The sequence below is a fragment of the Acinetobacter sp. ANC_7654 genome, assembly GCF_056779855.1.
Genome location: NZ_JBWYIR010000008.1, coordinates 22,614 through 41,953 on the forward strand (window position 1 = coordinate 22,614; position 19,340 = coordinate 41,953).

Here is a 19,340-nt window from a genome sequence, read left to right on the forward strand (position 1 = left end):
ATTCATGCTATTTTGCTGTTTTTATCCTCAGCAAAATAGCCCAATATTGCATCTAATCTTAGAATAAATTCTGAACTAGGACGCCAATAATTAAATCCATATTGGTCAGTGCCATTCATCCCACGTAAATATAAATAACTGGCACCACCAAGATCTCGATCGATGTTGTAGTCATCAATATGAATACTTAAATAGCGATGTAATGCCACCAAATATAGGGCTGCTTGTAGCCAATAACTTGCATGCGTCATGCTCAGCTGAATAGCTTGAGCTGAATAGTCTTCCACATGATTTCCGAGATAATTACTCTTATAGTCGGCAATGTGATAGCGCTTCCCATCATAATAAACCAAGTCAATTGAACCATTGAGGTAACGTGCTGAATTTGCAGCATTGAATTCGGGCATATTAAGCCCAAACTCTAAAAATAATTGCTGAATACGCTGAATACCAAATATTCGGTCTGCTAAAGCCAAATAGAATGGAAATTCAGCCAAATGTGCTTCAGGTACTAATTGTTTGAGTCGAAATTCAGGTTGAATAGGTGTCTCTAAAACCTCTGCTAACCATTCAGCCATCATTTCTAACAGATGTTGCTCGGCATCATCATGTTGAGGAAAATCTGATTGAAATTTAGCGAATAATTGCTCCCATAAACTCGAATAGGCATTTTTAAAACGGCGGCGAATTTCTAATGTCCAATCTCGGCGATCTTGAAAATCGATATGTTCAAAAATTTCATGTAGGAAATTTCCAGCTAATGTTCCCATCGGAAAATGAGCACGAATCCAACTCAAAGGTTGTTGATGATCCAAATCCTCAAATTGATATGGAGTCACGAGCGTCACAGCATTGACCTCATCACTCGCATGATGTTCAATCATATCTTGAGCCGCCATACGATCTTTAATTTGTTGATGACTCAAATGTTGTGCGAGATAACTAAAACTGGTTTTGGCTCTAGGATAAAAATGAACTTGAGGATATTTCTGCGCAATCATTTGAACAGTATGATGTTCTTTTTTTGCGATTACTTTCTCAGGGCATTGCTCTAAACATGGCTCATCTAAACTGAAAGCATGCTGAAATTGGTTCGCACCATGACCACGCCAAAACGCCAAACCATAAATAGATTGCCCTTTTTGATCACTCATCATTGAATAAACGCGGTGTTGTGCTCGAGTTAAGGCCACATACCATAATCGTCGATGCTCTGCCAAAGCACGTTGGTCATGTTGCTCAACCTCTAATGGTTCCAATAATTCTTCACGCTTTAACGCCACGACACGTTGTGCGACGGACTTTCCAGTTCCATGATCCTGCACTTCACGAATTGAAAAGTTAAGTTCGCTTCGATCTGACAGTTTACGATCTGCGCCAAGCAAGAATACAATCTTAAACTCCAATCCTTTAGATTGGTGAATAGTTAAAAGGTGAACGCCCGCTTGATTACTCAACTGTCTTTCAATTTCCCACTCTCTTTCCATCGGATTTGAAAGCTGCCGCATATACCAATGATAAAGGGTATGCATACCTCTTAACTCATCACTGTTTTGGCTCAACAACTCTGAAATGTGTCGTAGATTGACCACTTCGCGTTCATTGTCATAGCTGAATTGCTCAACCAAGTTTGTCCAAACTTTGAATTCTGTGAGGAAACTTTGCCATGCTGTTAAAAAGCCTTGGCCCATCCACATTTCACGAATTTCTTCAAATTTCGTGATAAATAAACTTAAGCCATCTGCTTGAATTTGAAGTTGCAAAAAACGATGTAAATTAAAACCCATCAATCGTGTAAGTAAAGCTCTCTTTAATTTAGCTTCATCAAATGGATTCATGATGGCTGTCAAAATTGCACCAACATCTCGAGCAATTCCACTTTTGAAGACACTTTTTCGTGAAGGTCGATTTACAGGAATGCCTAACATCAATAAGTGATGATGAACTTTATCTAAATCAGGATTGTTACGAGACAAAACAGCGATATCATCTGCCTGAAGCTCAATACGTTGCCCCTGCTTTTCGAAATATAGCTGACTTTGGGCAGCCTGATTGAGCAAATCCAGTATCTTCCAAGCAACCTGCTCTAACTCGTGTTCCTTATCATTTACTTGAACCCAACGAAGCGGAGCATAATTTTCTAAACCGGATTGGATCAATCCTGGATGCGGTCGAGTACCTGCTGTAACAGGCGTATATTCAACTTGTTCACCAAAATCCATTTGTTGTTGAAACAATGCATCGACGACTTCGACCAATGGTTTCACTGAGCGATGATTATGCACAAGTTGGTAAAAACGCCCTGCTTTAGTTTCAACATCTTGATATGCTTTTAGGAACGTGAGCATGTCTCCACCGCGGAAACCGTAGATCGCTTGCTTACGGTCTCCCACCATAATCATACAACCCTGCTTCACACGACTTGGATGTCTCCAAATCTGCGCCAACATATCATCTTGATCTTGGTTGGTATCCTGAAACTCATCCACTAAAATAAGTGGGTAACGCGCGTGAACGTACTTTGCAAACTCCTGACCTTGCGCTCCCTGCAGTGCTTCGGCCAAAGTTCGAATTTGCTGTGAAAATGTGGTTTCGGATTTTTGCTGTAGCAATTCTGGCAGACGTTGTTTTACTTGCTGCGCTAAATAATATTGTAAATAACTCTCCAAATGCTCGAGTTGTTGGTTGAGCTTATCAAAGTGTTTAAAAAACTCAGCAAGTTCAACAATAATAGGATGTTGCTCAAATGCCGCCAAAACATCGACGGGACATTTATTGAGAACTTTTTTTCTCAATTCATTCAACTGACTAAGATGAGTGCTGAGATGCGACGCAAAAATGACTTCAATGCCTTGGGATTTAACTTGATCAAGGAATTCAGGCAACAACTGCGTGAGTGTAATTTTTAATTTATCTTGATCGCGCCACTTCTTTGCGACTACAGCATAATACTGCCCTTCAGGATCATAAAAGTCTATTAATGAATCTAGCGTTTCAAGCTCGATCTGTATGAAGCGCTCTGCATGAGTTCTGAAAGCGTCTACATCTATGGTCGGCGCTGGCACTGCTTTGAAATAAGCAGAGGAAAAATTCAAACTCGTTTCAATTAAATCGATATAAGCATCTTGTGACTTAATTTTTTTCTTAAGCAGCAAATAATCTACAGTTGATTGAGGCTGCTGTTGAATCCATGCCCGTAATTCATCATGAATTAACTGAACCGTATATTGTTTTGCATCATTGGTGATTTGCATTCGTTCAATTTTACCGCTCTCAAATGCAAATTCACGAAGAAGCTTTTGGCTAAAGCTATCTAAGGTCCCAACAAAGAGTTCTTCAAGCTGATCTATCACCAATTTTAAACGTGCACATGCATGTGCAATCAAGCCAGAAAATTGATTTAAAATCACTTGATATAAAATATCTGATTCTAATTTGGCACGCGCCTGAACTTGATCTTGAGTTAACCCACGACATGACTCTAAAAGTCCAAGTACCTCGATTAAACGTGCACGAATTCGACTTTTCAATTCAGCCGCTGCTTTGCGTGTAAATGTCGTCGCAATAATCTGCTTTGGTAAATATTCTTCTAATAGAATTCTGACCATGAGGCTGGAGAGCGTATACGTTTTTCCAGTCCCCGCAGAAGCCTCAATCCAATGCAATCCAGTGAAATGCATATCCACAATTGGCTGATACGAGACTGTGGGCTTTTGACTCATATTTCAGCCTCCGATTGATACATATATATCGGCTGATATAAGACATAAGCAAACTGACCACACGCTTGTTTTAATAGGTACTCAGCATCTAAATCCTGTAAAATATACTGCCAATCTCGGTGCAAATGACTTTCTTCACTGTCATTTAAACTATAACTCAGAAAGGCATCGCTTTTATTCCATTCATTTAATAGCTTATCGAAGTTATTTAACTGCTGATGACCCTCTTCATCAGTGACCCATTCTAATGCTTTTCCATCTACTGCAAGTTTCATCAGCAATGCTGCAGGTAAAACGAGAGGCTCTATCTGAGCTTGTTTATATGCCTGAATCCATTGGGAAAGCATATCCTGAGCTTGTTTCGTCGTCAGGCCAGTACACATGATGGTTTTATCGCTAAAGATTTGGATGCGCTGCATTTCAGTTGCAAGGTGATCTGGTAAGTCTCGATAACTTAACCAAAGTAAGTATTCTAACCATACATGTGCTCGTCGTTGTGCGCGTGCACTGGATGTTGAAACACTCACCCAGCTCATCTCATTCCCTTGAGGAACGGTCACTTGAAGCTGTATATCATCTATTGCTATGACGCGCTGAGTGATTTTGGTCGGATCATCAATATAGTACATTTGCCTTTTTAATAACTGTTGATGTTCTAACAGACTCATTTTCAAACTGACTTCTTGTAATTTGCCGACAGGAAGTTGGTCACTGAGTAATTCAGTCTGAAGCTTCGAAACATTTGGCTGCTGTTGTAAAAAGTCACGAATAGAGTATCGCGCCAATCCATCTAATAACAACGGCTCATTCACCTCAGGTAAATCCTGATCCTTTAGATTAGATACGCCTAAGGTTTTTAAATAAACACGCGCAGGAAAACAGATATCTTTGATCCATTGTTCAGCATCCAAGACCATGATGTCCTGATTCAATTCAAGCGTGGTATTAATCCAAGCCTCTCTATGACCACGTTGATCCTGACGATTGAGGTTAGAAGCCACGGCATACCATTCATCGTCATAGCGCTGATGCTGTTGCTGAAAAGCATCAGGATCAAAGGGTTGCAAAGGATGCACCGTATAGAGTGTGCTCAAATTTTGATGAACTTGAATGCCATCTATATCAATGAGAGGATTCGAGGAAGATTGATCTGATGTTTTTATGATCCACGCGAGATGTTGGAGCAATTCCTGAACACTACTTGATGGATCTCGCACTTCACCATCGGCTACATCAAAACCATTATAGAATAGCCAGAGATTATCTTTGGCCAATAACAAAGCGTCTAAAAAAGCACCTTGATCATCATCTAAACGTGATCGATCACCAATCATTGGCTTGAGTAAATCCATTAAATCAAAAGGTAAATGGCTCTCCCGATTTGGAAACTTCCCGCCATCTAAATTCATCATGACAATTAACTTATACGGTATTGGCCGAATCAAACCAATTTGACTAAATGTAATTTGTCCAGTTGGCAATGCATAATCAAGTTGCGATTCAAGGGTGCTTTGGATTTCAGTCAGAATATAGCTCAAAGGCAAACGTATGTTTTTAAGAATGGCTTGATCATGTTCTTCATAGAAATTTGCTAGCGTTAGCATTCTTATTTGCTTTTGAATAATCTCTTTAATCATCTCTAACGAGCTTACACCAGCGCTTTCAAACTCATTAACTTCTAAAATTAAACGATTGAGCCAAAATTCAACATGCTCTGACGTCTCTTGATCATTTTCGATTTCAATCGTCGTGAGCCAATCTCGACGCTCTACAAAGTGCTTATATATTTCAATGAGCGTGGCAATTAAGTGAAAATCACCCGAGTCCACTACATGAGAACTTAAGGTCTCCTGAAACATCGCATGAACTGGAACAGCCACACCCAGCGCCAAACGATCTAAGGCATACTTAAAACTGAACCGATAGTCTTGATCATACTCCGCCAATGTTTTTTGCAAATGTTGCTCATCCAAACCTCGTCGAAATCCCGCTTGTCTCAACAACGATAAGATGCGCTCAGCCCCGTTAATGTCTAAGCAATATCTCACCTGGGTCGCTGCTAAGTTCAACCAATCAGCAAAATCATCAATGGTAAATCGACTTTGTATCAGTTCAATTCGCCCTAACACTGAACGCCATGCCAATACTGTATCTAACTGCGTGATACCAGCTAGCTTTACTGGCAGATAAACACCTGTTGCAGTATTTTTTTGCGGAAACACACTCCGTATCAAAGGCTCAATTTGCTTCAGATCAGGCGCAAGAACTAAAATATCACTCGGACGGCGTGGTGCTTCTGCTGTTGACTGAGCAAGCCATCGGGTCAATTGATCTTTTAAGACTTCAAGCTGTCGTACAGCGGAATGACAAACATGAATGTGGATTGAATCGTCTGCTGGATCTAATACATAACTTTGAGCTTGAGGTTCAACCAAATGTAAAATATCTGATTGCAATTGGCTCAGTAAATGCTGCGGTGCTTCATCCACAAAAGCATCTATCCATTGCCCCTCATCACCCGAGGAAAGGTTAGACAACAGAGAAAAGTGATCACGTGCCTGCTTTCCCATTCGTGTTAATAAGGGATGTCTGGACTCACGTGCCAGCCCATTAAAGCTCAGACTAAAATTCTCAAAAAACTGCTCAACTTCATTATCAGCTGGTTTTCTTTGATGCTTTTGCTGAAACTTTTCGATATATCGCTCTTTGAGCTTTAAGTCATATTGTTTTTTCCAATTCGGATCGACACTATCCGCCCAATATTCTTGTGAGGGATTGTAATGCAAAATCAACACATCAATGTACTGACCCAAACGGCGCAAAAACTGTAATTGACTTGGTGGTAAATCCAAGAGTGTAAAAACGATCAGTTGCTGTGGTAGTTTTTTGAGGGCTATTTTCTGTTGCTGTTCATCACGAAGTACACCCCAAAAATCATGATCAATACTTTGCATTTCAACAAAGTCTTCATGAAAAATATTGAGCCATAACCAACGTTGCCAAGCCTCTAATTGTTGTGCCTGCGAAAATTTAAAACTGGAATCTTGATCGTTTAAATATTGTAATTGTTGTTCAATATTGAGTGCTTCATTACGCCCCCATACCTGAATCCAATTTTCAGGACAACGACAATCATATTCACATGCTCGGCGACAATCTGCTCGATAAATCATGTAATTGCTGAACAACTTTGACACTTGATCAGACACCCAATACAACATGCTCATTTTTTTTCGATATTGTTCATTTGACTGTTCAATACGTGCTGCGCTGTCATAGATACGTGTGATTAATGGGAATAAAGGATGTTCAACCTCAAGCTGATTATGCGCACGCTGTATAAAAGGTTTGAGTGCTTGGAAAATACGCCACTTCATAATCAGACGTGGAATATTCGCTTTACGTACTTTATCTTTGTCACTCAAAATTTGCTGGTAGGCATACCATTGAAAGCCACGAATACGTTGATGGAAAAATGTATTTGCACTGATGCCTTGGTGCTCAGATAACCGTTGGGTTAACCACTCTTGCATTGCCGCAGAAGGCACCACAAAATGTTGTTGCTGTAGGACTGCAAATGGGTTGTTCGTGGGACGCTTTTGAGTTGTGATGATGCCTTGTACCAAAACTTCAATGCGCTGACTTTGAATTACATGAATTCCCATAAGGTCCCTTTCACCATACGACGAACACGTTATGAAGTTGTGTGAACAAAATCATAAACATAAATTACTATACATCTTAATCTGACTATGTCACTTTTACTTTATGACTTTAATAAAACTTTCATCTCGCGCTATGTTCATCATGTGATGGATCGAGAACCATAGACTTTGATTAGGTGATAAATAAATGAAAATTGATAAAATTCCAGAAACAATCGACCCAAATTTAAATTTAGAACAAATTCGAGATGAATGTCTTGAACTCGTCAAAAAACGCTCTTATGTTTCAGCAGGTGTTGCTGTCATTCCTGTGCCCTTTTTAGATGTTGTGATTGACGTAGGTATGTTGTCAATTTTAATTCCAGAAATTAATGCTCGCTTTGGCTTAGCTCCTGAACAAATCAGCGTTTTTGATCCTCAAACCAAAAAAATCCATTGGAACGAACTACGCAAACGCGGTTTCGAGTTTTCTGGTCTAGTCGTGGCTCGTACTGCCGCTAAAGCTTCGCTGAACAATATGGCAGCCAAAGTGTTGACCAAGCAAGTGACTAAGTTTATTCCATTGGGCGGTTCAATTATTGCAGCTAGCTTGGGTTATATTGTCATGAAAAAAGTGGCTGAGGCTCATGTTGAAGAAAGCTATAAACTTGCCAAAAGCATTCAACAAAAACAACAAGCAAATGTTGTGAAATACGCTTAACCCATAAAACCTTATACGTATAAATAAAGCCCTGTAAGGGCTTTATTTATACCTCTCACCAGCTCTAAACATCTACTTTTAATTGTTTCAAAATTGCCTTCAAAATTTCAAGGCGTGCAGTATATTTATCATTGGTAGCAATGATATACCACGGCGCATCTTCGGTATGTGTTCGGTGGAGCATGTCTGCTGCAGCCAATAAATAATCATCCCAACGTTTGCGATTACGCCAATCTTCAGCCGTAATTTTAAAACGCTTATGCGGTGTTTCCTCTCGTGCTTTGAAACGATTGGCTTGCTCTTCTTGACTGATGGCCAACCAAAACTTAATAACGACTGTTTGCGTATCTACTAGATCTTTTTCAAAGCGATTAATCTCATCATATGCACGTTTCCACTCCACATCCGTTGCAAAACCTTCAACTCTTTCCACCAATACACGACCATACCAAGAGCGATCGAAAATCGAGATTTTTTCATCTTCAAGCAGTTTATTCCAAAAACGCCAGAGATAAGGCCGCGCCAATTCATACTTTTCGGGCGCAGAAATGTTATAAATTCCATATTCTCTTGGATCGAGCTTTTTCACAATACGCTTGATCGCACCACCTTTACCTGCGGCATCCATCCCCTCAAAAACGATCACCGTTTTTTGTCCTTCTGCGCGTAATGCTTCAGCGACCTTCTTGGTCAGTTTCTTGAGTTCAGCCTTATACTGATCTTTTTCAAGTACTGCTTCATTGGGGGACGTTAAAATTTCTGGGATATCCGCTTGATGCCATTTTTGGCGCATTTTTTGAGGATGATTTGGCAAATCTTTCAGTCGCGCTAATACAACTTCTGCGAATTTCTGATCACGACATACTTCATCTTCACAATCGATAATGACCCAGTCTTGGGTAAATTTTTGACGCAATCGTTGTACATTTTCATATTGTTTTTTATTGCGCCAATCCAGCCCATGCAATTTATGCCAACGCTGCTCCGAAGGTTCAATTTTATCTAAACGCTTCTGTAATGATTTCCACGATAAATCAAACCAAACTTTCACGACATCAACATGATTATTTTTTAAATCCTGCTCAAAGCTTTGCATTTGCTGCAAATAATTTTCGAACATGGTTTCATCAAATGGTTTTGAAACATGTAAGGATGTGGCTAAAAGATCACTATACCAATTTCCAAACATGACGATCATTTGTCCTTCAGCAGGAATATAACGTGCATAAGGTTGCCAATATGGGATATTCGGCTGAATAAGGTGAGGAGGGTCAGCTTTGACTTTCAAATATCGTGGATCAACCCATTCTCTTAATTGCTTAACCGATTCTCCTTTACCTGCTAACTCAATGCCACTTACCAACACCACTAAGCTTTTGGCATTTTTCTTACCACGTGTATCTTTGAGAGCATATTGCGCTTCAATTAAGTCTAAATTGATCTGATCTGCATCAAATATTTTGTTCTTATCTTCGGGTTGATCAGTATTTTTATCAAATTGTTGTTTTGGTTCAGACATAGCCCACTCAAAATTATTGTATTTTCGACAGTATACGCAAGGAACAGTATCAACTTAAATCTTCAGGTACAATTTATTGCAATTGTCTTCATCCATGACTGACCTGAAAGGTTTTATTTTAGATTTCAACAGTCATAGTCGAGCGCAATCCAACCTATTATGCTTTTTTCAGTCCTTTTAATTGAGCTAGAACATGTCCAAACTTGCTGCATTAGATCAACTTTTAGAACAATACAAACAACTCAATTATCATCAGGATCCGGCACTTAAACAAAGGTTAAATGATGCTCAAAATTGGCTAAAACAGCGCATACTTCACACACATGCTGAGTTATTCGCTGAAGATAAAAATAAGCTGATGGCTCAATATTTTATTAACCGTCTTTATGGTGGCCCAGAATTTGATGACCTAGCATTGCAAATCGAACGTTTACTAAAATACGCACACAAAGCTGAAAAAATCATTCCAGAAAATGCCATTAAAACCGGATTAAAGTCTGTAGGACTAGCGGTCTTGGCAATGCAATTGGATGAACAAGTTGCACAGTATTTACTCCAACATTATCCAAAAGACCAACCCATTACTGATGAAATGATGCGTGAAACTCTAGTGGCTTTAGATCAAGAGCAAGCGCGCCATGAACAACTCAATCTGTTGGATGAGCTCGGTCTGAGTCTGGACAAATACATGCGTTCATTCATCATGCACACAGCGTTTAAAATGTGTAAAGGTGCAGCAAGCAAATATAATTTTGAACTGATGTATGACTTTATTGGTGAAGGCTTTGTCGCTATGAAACCAATGAAATCGGCTGCCACCTTCATTCGGAGTTTTACTGAAAAAGAGCGAATCATTGTAAATAATGTCCACACAGGGAAAGAAAATCCCTTCCAAATCGCTTAATTAAAATTCATCAGCCAAGATTCTGATCAGCCAAAAAAGCGTAAAAGCGTCTGGTCAGAATATCGAAAATAAAAGAACATCTTCTCATTTCATGGATGAAACTTCGCTTTAATTCTGTATATTATTCATATCAATTGCATAATCTAGACTGAAAAAAACTGAAGAATCTGTCATTATGCAGTTTAATTCAGATTTAATATTATTTGTGTTCAGGAGTGACTCGAATGTCTAATGAAAATCAACAGCCTCATGCTCAGGTTGAGCCGGCAAATAATAAAGACAACGTGAGTCCTTTTTTAACAGATCCATTACCAACTGGCGCACCTCAAGGTCAGCAACAATCGCTACAAGAGCAACTGACAGATACGCCAGTACATTCTTCAGTGCCGAAATATAATTTGCCACGTGGTGCGAATACTGGAAACGTTGGACCAACGACACACTTCGGTTATAAAACCGTAAATTCTGAAGAGAAAGCGCAAAAAGTCGCTGAAGTTTTCCATTCAGTTGCCGCGAAATACGACATTATGAATGACTTAATGTCATTTGGTATTCATCGTTTGTGGAAACGTTTTGCCATTAATATGTCTGGCGTTCGCCGTGGGCAACGCGTTTTAGATATCGCTGGTGGTACTGGTGATTTAGCGAAAGTATTTAGCCGTGAAGTTGGTCCTACTGGGCATGTTGTATTATCTGATATTAATGAATCCATGCTGAATGTAGGTCGCGACCGTCTGATCGACGCGGGTTGTACCAACGTTGATTTTGTACTGGCGAATGCTGAAACCCTCGAGCCTTTCGAAGACAACAGTTTTGATTTACTCACCATCAGTTTTGGTCTACGTAATGTAACAGACAAAGATGCAGCGCTTGCAGCAATGTATCGTGTACTTAAACCAGGTGGTCGCTTACTTGTATTAGAGTTTTCAAAACCAGTGTTTGAGCCTTTCTCAAAACTCTATGATTTGTACTCATTCACTGCTTTACCAATCATGGGTAAAATTGTGGCAAATGATGCTGAAAGCTATAAATATCTTGCTGAATCAATTCGTATGCACCCAGATCAACGCACATTGAAAAGCATGATGGAAAATGCGGGCTTCCAAAACTGCGATTATCACAATTTAACAGGTGGTATTGTTGCAGTTCACCGTGGTTTTAAACTCTAACCGCAGGTAGCACTTCGTCATGTGGTCAATCTTAGCACTGGGTGCAGTTGAAAAAACCATACATCATTGGATTAATTTGGATGCGATTACTCGTATCCAATTTAACCAGTTACAAGGGAAAATCCTTCGTGTTGTGATTGATACACCACAGCTTTCCGTTGATGTGTTTTTTGATGAAAATAAAGTTCGTTTAGAACCAACAGTAACAGGTCATAGCACTCAACCCTCTATTTTCGAACAGCGGCCTTGGGAGCAAGCTCACACGATTACTGAAGCAGATTCCACATTGCATGTTAATAATGTGGTCGACTTGTGCAAACTATTTCTAGCAGATGACATTGGCAATATCCCCGTTCAAGGTGACTATCACCTTCTGCAAGACATTCAAAAAATTATACAAAATGCTGAGCCAGACCTCGCTTCGCAATTGAGTGATTGGATCGGACCTAATCTTGCAAGTCAAATCGGCAAGGTTCAATTAGCACCACAACATTTAATTAAGTCACTTCAATCTCATCTTTTTTTTGCGGAAGACTTTTTAAAAGAAGATACCGGACTATTCGCACCACGTTGGCAAATGGACGATCTTCTCCACGGAACTCGCCAGCTTAATCAAGATATTGATCGACTAGAAGCAAAAATTCAGCTTTTAAAATCAAAATTTAACCCTTCGTAGATTTCAGGTAATTGCATATATGATTCCGCACATTAGACGTTTAATCGAACTTTGGCGTATAGCTGCGCACTATAGACTCGACACGTTGGTTCCTGCGGAAGATATTCCTGCAAAGGTTCGCCCCCTACTGAATCTTATACGTTTGCATCCTGCTGCACTTTCTAGTCGAGAACGTAAAAATCCTTTAAAGCTTAAAGAAGCTTTAGAAGAAATGGGGCCACTCGCAATTAAATTAGGGCAGCTCCTCTCTACGCGTCGCGATCTAATTCCACCAGAAATATTACAACAATTGGTGTTATTACAAGATCGTGTTAAACCTTTCGATCTTGGAGTGGCTAAGCAAAGAATTCAAGATTCGCTTAAAGCAGATGTTTCCACATTATTTGCGCGCTTCGATGATAAGCCGCTAGCTGCTGCTTCAATTGCTCAAGTACATACCGCTGCTCTTCACAATGGTCGTGAAGTTGTCGTGAAAGTAACTCGCCCCAATATACGTGCTCAAATTATTCAAGATTTTGAAATTTTAGAATGGCTTGGTCACTATTTAGAAAAAAGGCTAGAAGCTGCCCGTGCTTTACATCTATCAGAAATTATTCAAGATTATCGTCAAATCATTTTAAATGAACTCGACTTGACTCTTGAAGCCGAAAATACACGACGTATGCGCCATTATTTTACTGGCTCAAGCATGATGTATGTGCCTGAAGTGTATATGGATAGTCTGGATGTGATGGTCGCAGAGCGCATCACCGGTGTGCCTATATCAGATACTGCGACCTTTGATCGTTTAGGAATGAATCGTGCAGACTTAGCAGAAAAAGGCTTAACAATCTTCTTTACTCAAGTGTTTCGCGATAATTTTTTCCATGCAGATATGCATCCGGGTAATGTTTTCGTAGAAACGATTAATCCGCAAAATCCAAGATTTATTGCGCTCGATTGCGCCATCATGGGCGAGCTTTCCAAGCACGATCAAATGACGATAGCACGTATGTTGCTGGCAGTCATGAACAGTGATTTCATGCAATTGATTCAGATTGTGCATCAAGCAGGTTGGATTCCACCAGGCACGGATCAAGATGCTTTAGCACGTGAAATGCGTCGTACAGTAGGACCTATGGTTTCGAAACCGATGCATGAGTTAGATTTCGCAGGCATATTGATCCAAGTGATGGACATCGCTCGACGTTTTCATCTAGAAATTCCACCACAACTGATGTTATTGCTTAAAACCTTAGTACATGTTGAAGGCTTAGGTACAGACCTTTATCCTGAATTAGATATTTGGAAGTTAGCAAAGCCAATTCTAACGGATTGGGTTAAAGCCCAAATGAATCCTCAAAAAAATATTAAAGAATTAGGACAAAAAATTCCCGACTTATTATTAGGTGCTCAGGATTTACCAACTTTACTGATTGACAGTCTTAACGGTTTAAAAAATCAGTCTGCATGGCATGCTAAACAATTGAATGAACTTCAAACGCTGCGCTTGCAAATGGAACATCAGCAAAAGCGTAGTTGGATTTTCGGAAGTGTAATCGCAATTTTGCTCTCAATCGCTGTGATTGCACCATGGTTCATCTCCATGATTTTAATTGTGTTGGCATCCTTCATTGCTATGTGGCGTATGGTGAAATAAGTTCACTATCTCATGTCAAAACTTACTACTTCAATAGGTTTTAGTCGCTGAATTGCTTATGATACAGATCCTCAAGACCACTCAACCTTGCTTGAATATTCATGTAGGTTATAAAGCAAAACAGATCATTCAAGAACAAGGTCTACAAGCCAGTGCGGTTGATTTTGTTCCTGGAGCAGCAGGTGGTCCCAAAGGTATTGGAATTCAAGGATTGGACCAAGCTGTTTTTGGTGAGTTCTTTGCTCAAGCACCGAAAAAGCGAACTTTAATAGGCTCATCCATTGGGAGTTGGCGTTTTGCAAGTATTGCAGCGCATGGTGCACAAGCAGGCACATCCAAATTAGCAGACTTATATATCCATCTTGAATTTCGACCTAAGATGAATATTATTGAAGTTGGAGACGTCTGTCGCGGCATGCTTAAAACCCTCCTTCAAGGTAAAACCAATCAAATTATTGATCATCCCGACTACCATTTGGCTATTTTGTCAGTAAAGTCATCAAAGAAATTTCAAAGTGATCATCCTCTTATGCTTGCCCGTGCAGTTGCTGGCATTATCGGTTTCAATACTTTTTCGAGAGCTAAAATTGGGCACTTCATGCAACGTACAATTGCCCAACCACACAACGCTTCACGACTTTCACTCATCAAAAATGAATTCGAACATCTTGATTATGCGTTGACTGAAAAAAATTTAGAAGATTGGTTAATGGCATCTGCATCCATTCCATTTGTGATGCCGGCGGTCAGAATTATCGAAGGTGCAGATGTCGCTGCTTATCGTGATGGCGGGCTAATCGATTATCATATTGATCTACCTTTACCGAGTCATGGGATTGTCCTCTACCCTCATTTTACAGATCAAATAACACCTGGTTGGTTCGATAAGTTCCTCAAAAAACGTAGATCTAATGCTGAATATCAAGCACGAACCGTATTGATTTCACCCTCTGAGTCTTATTTAAGATCACTTCCTTTAGGACGTCTTCCTGATCGCAAAGATTTCAAACTGAAAGGGCTTGATCAAAAAAAACGAATCGAGCTTTGGAAACAGTCTGTAGCTGAAAGTCAACGATTAGGGGATGCATTCCTAGAAATGATCCATAAGCAAAACTTTGAAGAATACATGCAAGATCTTAAATAAATTAATTTCTACTCTCCCCTACAAAGATTTATTCGCTTAAACTAATGACCTACAATTTTGTAGTGTCTCATTTAATTCTGGTGAAATCCTTATGAACAATACGCAATGGCTCGATGAAGTAAAATTTAACGAACAAGGTTTAATCCCTGCCATTGCTCAGCATCATCAAACAGGTCGAGTGTTGATGGTGGCTTGGATGAATCGTGAGTCTTTGGCACTTACAGCAGAAAAAAATCAAGCTGTTTACTACTCTCGTTCACGCAGCAAATTGTGGCATAAAGGCGAAGAATCAGGTCACTTCCAAACTGTGCATGAAATTCGTTTAGATTGTGATGCTGATGTGATCGTTCTTCAAATTGAGCAACATGGTGGCATTGCTTGCCATACGGGACGTGAATCATGTTTTTATCGCCGCTTAACATCAAACGGTTGGGAAATTGTAGACGCTCAATTGAAAGATCCGAACCAAATTTATGGCGAAAAGTCTGAGAATGCGCATAGTAAAGTAATGAATGCATCAACAGCTCAAGCTGAGCAAGTCGATGTATTACATTATCTTGGTCAAATGATGGCAGAACGTAAATCTGCAGATCCTGACTCTTCTTATGTGGCAAAGCTTTATCATAAAGGTCTCAATAAAATACTAGAAAAAATTGGTGAAGAAAGTTTTGAAACGGTAATTGCTGCTAAAGATTTCAAACAAGAAGCGACACTGGATCACCAAAATGATTTAATTTATGAAGTTGCTGATGTTTGGTTCCATACCATAGTCATGCTGGGTTACTTCGATCTTGATATTCAACTCGTTTTAAATGAGCTTGCACGACGTCAGGGTCTGTCAGGACTTGTTGAAAAAGCGAATCGCACGCATTAATTTACCCTTATAAAGCCATGTTCAAACATGGCTTTTTTATTTAGTTCGGCTTTTTAAATCGCCCAAGACTCCCCATCCAAAAAGAAGAAGATTGAACTCTCCCCCTTGTAAATTCTTGCTATACTCACTGATCATTTTTAAAACCATTGAAGATTTATCAACCTGTGTCTGTCATTGTCAAACCTACCTTAGAACAAGAAATTGCGATTCAACAAGCGCAATCTGGTCAATCCTTCAAAGTGATTGCCTATGCAGGTACAGGTAAAACAACAACGCTTAAATTAGTCAGTGATGCGATGCAACAGCGTCGCGGTATGTATCTTGCCTTTAACAAAGCGATTGCCAGCGAGGCTCAACAAAAATTTCATCAGCGCGTGGATTGTCGTACATTCCACTCTTTAGCATTTCGAAGCGTTCCACGTGGAGTGACAGATAAACTTAGACTCCCTCGCTTGAGCCCGAGCTTTATTGCCAAAGAATACCGTTTGCAACCCATCACATTACGCCGACTCATGGGGGGGCGTTACGAAAAATATGCGCTTATGCCTAGTCGTTTGGCGGGCTTAGTTGCAAATGCTGTCAGTTATTTCTGTTCAACAAGCTCGCAATATCCTGCACCCCGCCATATTCAAGCACCAAGTTGGCTACATGCTGACGATATTGCGGTATTACAGCAACACCTCTATCCTGCAGTCGAACGTCGTTGGTTAGAATCAATCGACCCTAATCATCAGGCTGGCATTGGACATGACATCTATCTCAAATTATGGGCTTTATCAGATCCTTTTATACCCGCAGACTATGTATTGTTTGATGAAGCACAGGATGCTGACCCCCTGATGCTGGGGATTTTACTCAAGCAAAAAAGTACGCAAGTCATCTATGTCGGCGATGCACATCAACAAATTTATGCATGGCGTGGGGCAGTCAATGCGATGCAACAAATGCCTTTACCCGAATCGCGCCTAACCACTTCATTCCGTTTTGGTGATGATATCGCTGAAGTTGCTAATCACTTATTAGGCGCACTCAATGAGACTGTTCCGTTGATTGGCAACCCCGAACTCCAATCAAAAGTCGTCAACAAGCCTCATACCAAAATGCGAGATGCGATTTTATGCCGTACTAACGCACGCGCGATGGAACTTTTACTCTCAGGATTAGTTCAAGGAGACAAAGTGAGCCTGCAAGCCGATCATGCGAAATTAAATCGCTTTGTTGACGCTGCAAGCTTACTTAAACAAGGTAAAAGAGTAACGGACGTTCCTGAGTTAGCTTGGTTCAACTCTTGGCATGATGTACATGAATATTGTGAAACTAATGATGGTAGTGACATCAAGCCTTTGGTTAAATTGGTTGATGAACATGGTACAGATCCACTCAAACGAGCTCTTGCCAAAATCACACCCATTGAACAAGCGGACTATGTAATTTCAACCGCTCATAAAGCCAAAGGTTTAGAGTGGAATCGCGTGCATTTAGAAGATGATTACCAATTTAAAATTAATGGACTAGAACATAAAATCAGCGATGAAGAATTACGTTTACTTTATGTCGCATGTACACGAGCAAAAAGCAGCTTAAATATTCATCATATTTATGATTTAATACAACAACTCAAACTTAAATCCACGATTAAAACGAAAGCAACAGCATAATCCCCTACGATAAGTTGCAGGCAAAATATGAAAGTTCAATCTATTCAGTTACGTCACTGTTATCATTTTTCAGATATAAAAATTAAATTTGATCCAACTCAAAGACCAATATCTATTATTTTAGGTGATCAGGCCTCTGGTAAAACTGCGATTATTAAAAATATTTATCAAGCTTTAACGTGGTTTGCTGCACGTGCCAAAGATTTAAGAACCGCTGGTGTAGTCATGCTTGATTCTGATATTAAGCACAAACACATTCAAGCCAAAATAGATATTTGTGTTCAATATCCCACTGATATTGGATCTATTGAACAGGCTGCGACTGTGCAACACAATGAAGATGGTTTGTGCGAATGGCAACTCTATAAAACATTAACCAGTAAAGGTGTAGGTCATAGTAAAGCGCTAACGACTCAATTAGAATCACTCGTTCATCTTTATCAACAAGCGATCAAACAAGATCCTGCTCAAGGCATGCCTATGGTGGCCTACTATCCTTCTGATCGCTTTATCAACGAAGTGAATTTGCTAAGCAAAAATAATCCTGCTGTATTACAAACACACGCAGCCTATGAACTTGCAGCACTCCCTTACACAACCTTTGCTCGGTTCTTCGAATGGTTTCGTGAAATTAGCGACATCGAAAATGCACGATTAGCACAAGTTTTTCAAAAAATTCAAACCAATCAAAAATTATCCTCTCATCATGACCAAGAGGATTTAGTTGCAAAATTATTGAATCTTGAAGCAGAGATGCAACTACCATCACTCAAAGCACTCAAGAAAGCCATCCAGACATTATTCCCATCGATCAGTGACATTTATATTGAATACACGCCCAAGATCCAATTGATGCTGGTACAAAATGGTCAAGAAATTCCTTTTTCGCAATTATCTAATTCGTATCGTCAATGGTTGTGTTTAGTAGGTGATATTGTCAGACGACTTTGTCTCCTGAATCCTCATAGTATTGACCCATGCCTTGATGGTGAAGGCATTCTATTAATTGACAATATTGATGCTCAAGTAGATGAAGATTTTGTGCAAAACGTACTCAGCCGTTTGCATGAAGCATTCCCACAAATTCAAATTATCGCATCTGCATGCTCTGAATTGATTTTAAACAATGAAGTAGATGTACAACATTTTAAGTTAGAAAATCGAAAAATTGTTGAAGTAGAACAAAACCAAATCAGGGAACAATATGATGAACTATTTGCTCAACTCATGGCTAATGATTTACAAGATGATCAAATCACTGAAGTGAGTCGATCTACTGATACGCTTGATGGCTTGCGTTTGTTTGAACACTTCAAAAATTTATCAGCGTTAGAAAAACAGCGCTTCATTGAGTATCTCCAAGCTGGTGACTTATCGAGTATTTCCTTACCCTAATTGATTGGAAATAGATGAATTAATCGGGTATGACTCACTCAATTTAAACAGAAATTTAAGCTTTTTTTCGCTATAATTCTGAATTGTGTAGCTAAAAAGTTTGATGTAATTTTATACATGTAATAAAATCTACTCATTCATTTTTTAATCAAAAAGTGTCTATTTCTTTGCATTAGCTTTCCAAGTTGCGCAACACAACTTGTTTTTGTTTTTAAAATTCGTTCGGCTTTCAAAGTTTAAGTAGTTGGATGACTCTTTGCCATCCTCAAGCTTTT

The 19,340-nt window shown here is 39.6% G+C and carries 12 protein-coding genes; 9 read left to right on the forward strand and 3 right to left on the reverse strand.

Translation table 11 applies throughout. The features are described 5' to 3' along the window. Positions 1-2: 2 nt before the first annotated feature. Complete coding sequence (locus AC1M86_RS09725) at positions 3-3,722, reverse strand: UvrD-helicase domain-containing protein (protein ID WP_481607855.1); 3,720 nt, start codon at positions 3,720-3,722, stop codon at positions 3-5. After that, a complete protein-coding gene (locus AC1M86_RS09730) occupies positions 3,719-7,387 on the reverse strand; it encodes an exodeoxyribonuclease V subunit gamma (RefSeq protein WP_481607856.1) in 3,669 nt (1,222 codons plus the stop codon). Before AC1M86_RS09730 ends, AC1M86_RS09725 begins: the two co-directional genes overlap by 4 nt. Before the next feature lie 187 nt (positions 7,388-7,574). Here AC1M86_RS09730 and AC1M86_RS09735 point away from each other — a divergent pair, with 187 nt between their 5' ends. After that, positions 7,575-8,087 (forward strand): hypothetical protein, encoded by a 513-nt coding sequence (locus AC1M86_RS09735; RefSeq protein WP_035264037.1) that lies wholly within the window; start codon positions 7,575-7,577, stop codon positions 8,085-8,087. A 64-nt stretch (positions 8,088-8,151) separates the two neighbouring features. Here AC1M86_RS09735 and pap read toward each other — a convergent pair whose 3' ends face one another. Beyond that, complete coding sequence (gene pap / locus AC1M86_RS09740) at positions 8,152-9,606, reverse strand: polyphosphate:AMP phosphotransferase (protein WP_481607857.1); 1,455 nt, start codon at positions 9,604-9,606, stop codon at positions 8,152-8,154. Between the two features lie 193 nt (positions 9,607-9,799). On the opposite strand from pap, the gene AC1M86_RS09745 reads away from it, so the two are divergent. From AC1M86_RS09745 to AC1M86_RS09780, 8 genes are all read left to right on the forward strand, one after another. Then, positions 9,800-10,510, forward strand: a complete 711-nt coding sequence (locus AC1M86_RS09745) for a DUF8198 family protein (RefSeq protein WP_481597479.1) — start codon at positions 9,800-9,802, stop codon at positions 10,508-10,510. Between the two features lie 224 nt (positions 10,511-10,734). Then, positions 10,735-11,679, forward strand: a complete 945-nt coding sequence (ubiE, locus tag AC1M86_RS09750; RefSeq protein ID WP_035264034.1) for a bifunctional demethylmenaquinone methyltransferase/2-methoxy-6-polyprenyl-1,4-benzoquinol methylase UbiE — start codon at positions 10,735-10,737, stop codon at positions 11,677-11,679. Between the two features lie 19 nt (positions 11,680-11,698). After that, positions 11,699-12,355, forward strand: coding sequence for a ubiquinone biosynthesis accessory factor UbiJ (locus AC1M86_RS09755; protein WP_481607858.1), 657 nt, complete (start codon positions 11,699-11,701; stop codon positions 12,353-12,355). Positions 12,356-12,374: 19 nt separating this feature from the next. Beyond that, on the forward strand, positions 12,375-13,994 hold the full coding sequence (locus tag AC1M86_RS09760) for an ABC1 kinase family protein (RefSeq protein WP_481607859.1): 1,620 nt from the start codon (positions 12,375-12,377) through the stop codon (positions 13,992-13,994). 58 nt (positions 13,995-14,052) lie between these two features. Next, complete coding sequence (locus tag AC1M86_RS09765; protein WP_481607860.1) at positions 14,053-15,138, forward strand: patatin-like phospholipase family protein; 1,086 nt, start codon at positions 14,053-14,055, stop codon at positions 15,136-15,138. Positions 15,139-15,229: 91 nt separating this feature from the next. After that, positions 15,230-16,012, forward strand: coding sequence for a bifunctional phosphoribosyl-AMP cyclohydrolase/phosphoribosyl-ATP diphosphatase HisIE (gene hisIE, locus AC1M86_RS09770; protein ID WP_092767251.1), 783 nt, complete (start codon positions 15,230-15,232; stop codon positions 16,010-16,012). Between the two features lie 164 nt (positions 16,013-16,176). Continuing rightward, positions 16,177-17,670 carry a UvrD-helicase domain-containing protein gene (locus tag AC1M86_RS09775; protein ID WP_481586744.1) on the forward strand — a complete coding sequence of 498 codons (1,494 nt, stop codon included), beginning with the start codon at positions 16,177-16,179 and terminating at the stop codon, positions 17,668-17,670. Positions 17,671-17,697: 27 nt separating this feature from the next. Beyond that, positions 17,698-19,065, forward strand: a complete 1,368-nt coding sequence (locus AC1M86_RS09780) for an AAA family ATPase (protein ID WP_481607861.1) — start codon at positions 17,698-17,700, stop codon at positions 19,063-19,065. The last annotated feature ends 275 nt before the right edge of the window (positions 19,066-19,340 follow it).

What these genes read in the sequence shown, in the direction of transcription:
- AC1M86_RS09780 (WP_481607861.1), top strand. Translation starts at nt 17,698, where the DNA reads ATGAAAGTTCAATCTATTCAGTTACGTCACTGTTATCATTTTTCAGAT.
- AC1M86_RS09730 (WP_481607856.1), bottom strand. Translation starts at nt 7,387, where the DNA reads ATGGGAATTCATGTAATTCAAAGTCAGCGCATTGAAGTTTTGGTACAA.
- pap (WP_481607857.1), bottom strand. Translation starts at nt 9,606, where the DNA reads ATGTCTGAACCAAAACAACAATTTGATAAAAATACTGATCAACCCGAA.
- AC1M86_RS09760 (WP_481607859.1), top strand. Translation starts at nt 12,375, where the DNA reads ATGATTCCGCACATTAGACGTTTAATCGAACTTTGGCGTATAGCTGCG.
- ubiE (WP_035264034.1), top strand. Translation starts at nt 10,735, where the DNA reads ATGTCTAATGAAAATCAACAGCCTCATGCTCAGGTTGAGCCGGCAAAT.
- AC1M86_RS09735 (WP_035264037.1), top strand. Translation starts at nt 7,575, where the DNA reads ATGAAAATTGATAAAATTCCAGAAACAATCGACCCAAATTTAAATTTA.
- AC1M86_RS09765 (WP_481607860.1), top strand. Translation starts at nt 14,053, where the DNA reads ATGATACAGATCCTCAAGACCACTCAACCTTGCTTGAATATTCATGTA.
- hisIE (WP_092767251.1), top strand. Translation starts at nt 15,230, where the DNA reads ATGAACAATACGCAATGGCTCGATGAAGTAAAATTTAACGAACAAGGT.
- AC1M86_RS09745 (WP_481597479.1), top strand. Translation starts at nt 9,800, where the DNA reads ATGTCCAAACTTGCTGCATTAGATCAACTTTTAGAACAATACAAACAA.
- AC1M86_RS09725 (WP_481607855.1), bottom strand. Translation starts at nt 3,722, where the DNA reads ATGAGTCAAAAGCCCACAGTCTCGTATCAGCCAATTGTGGATATGCAT.
- AC1M86_RS09755 (WP_481607858.1), top strand. Translation starts at nt 11,699, where the DNA reads ATGTGGTCAATCTTAGCACTGGGTGCAGTTGAAAAAACCATACATCAT.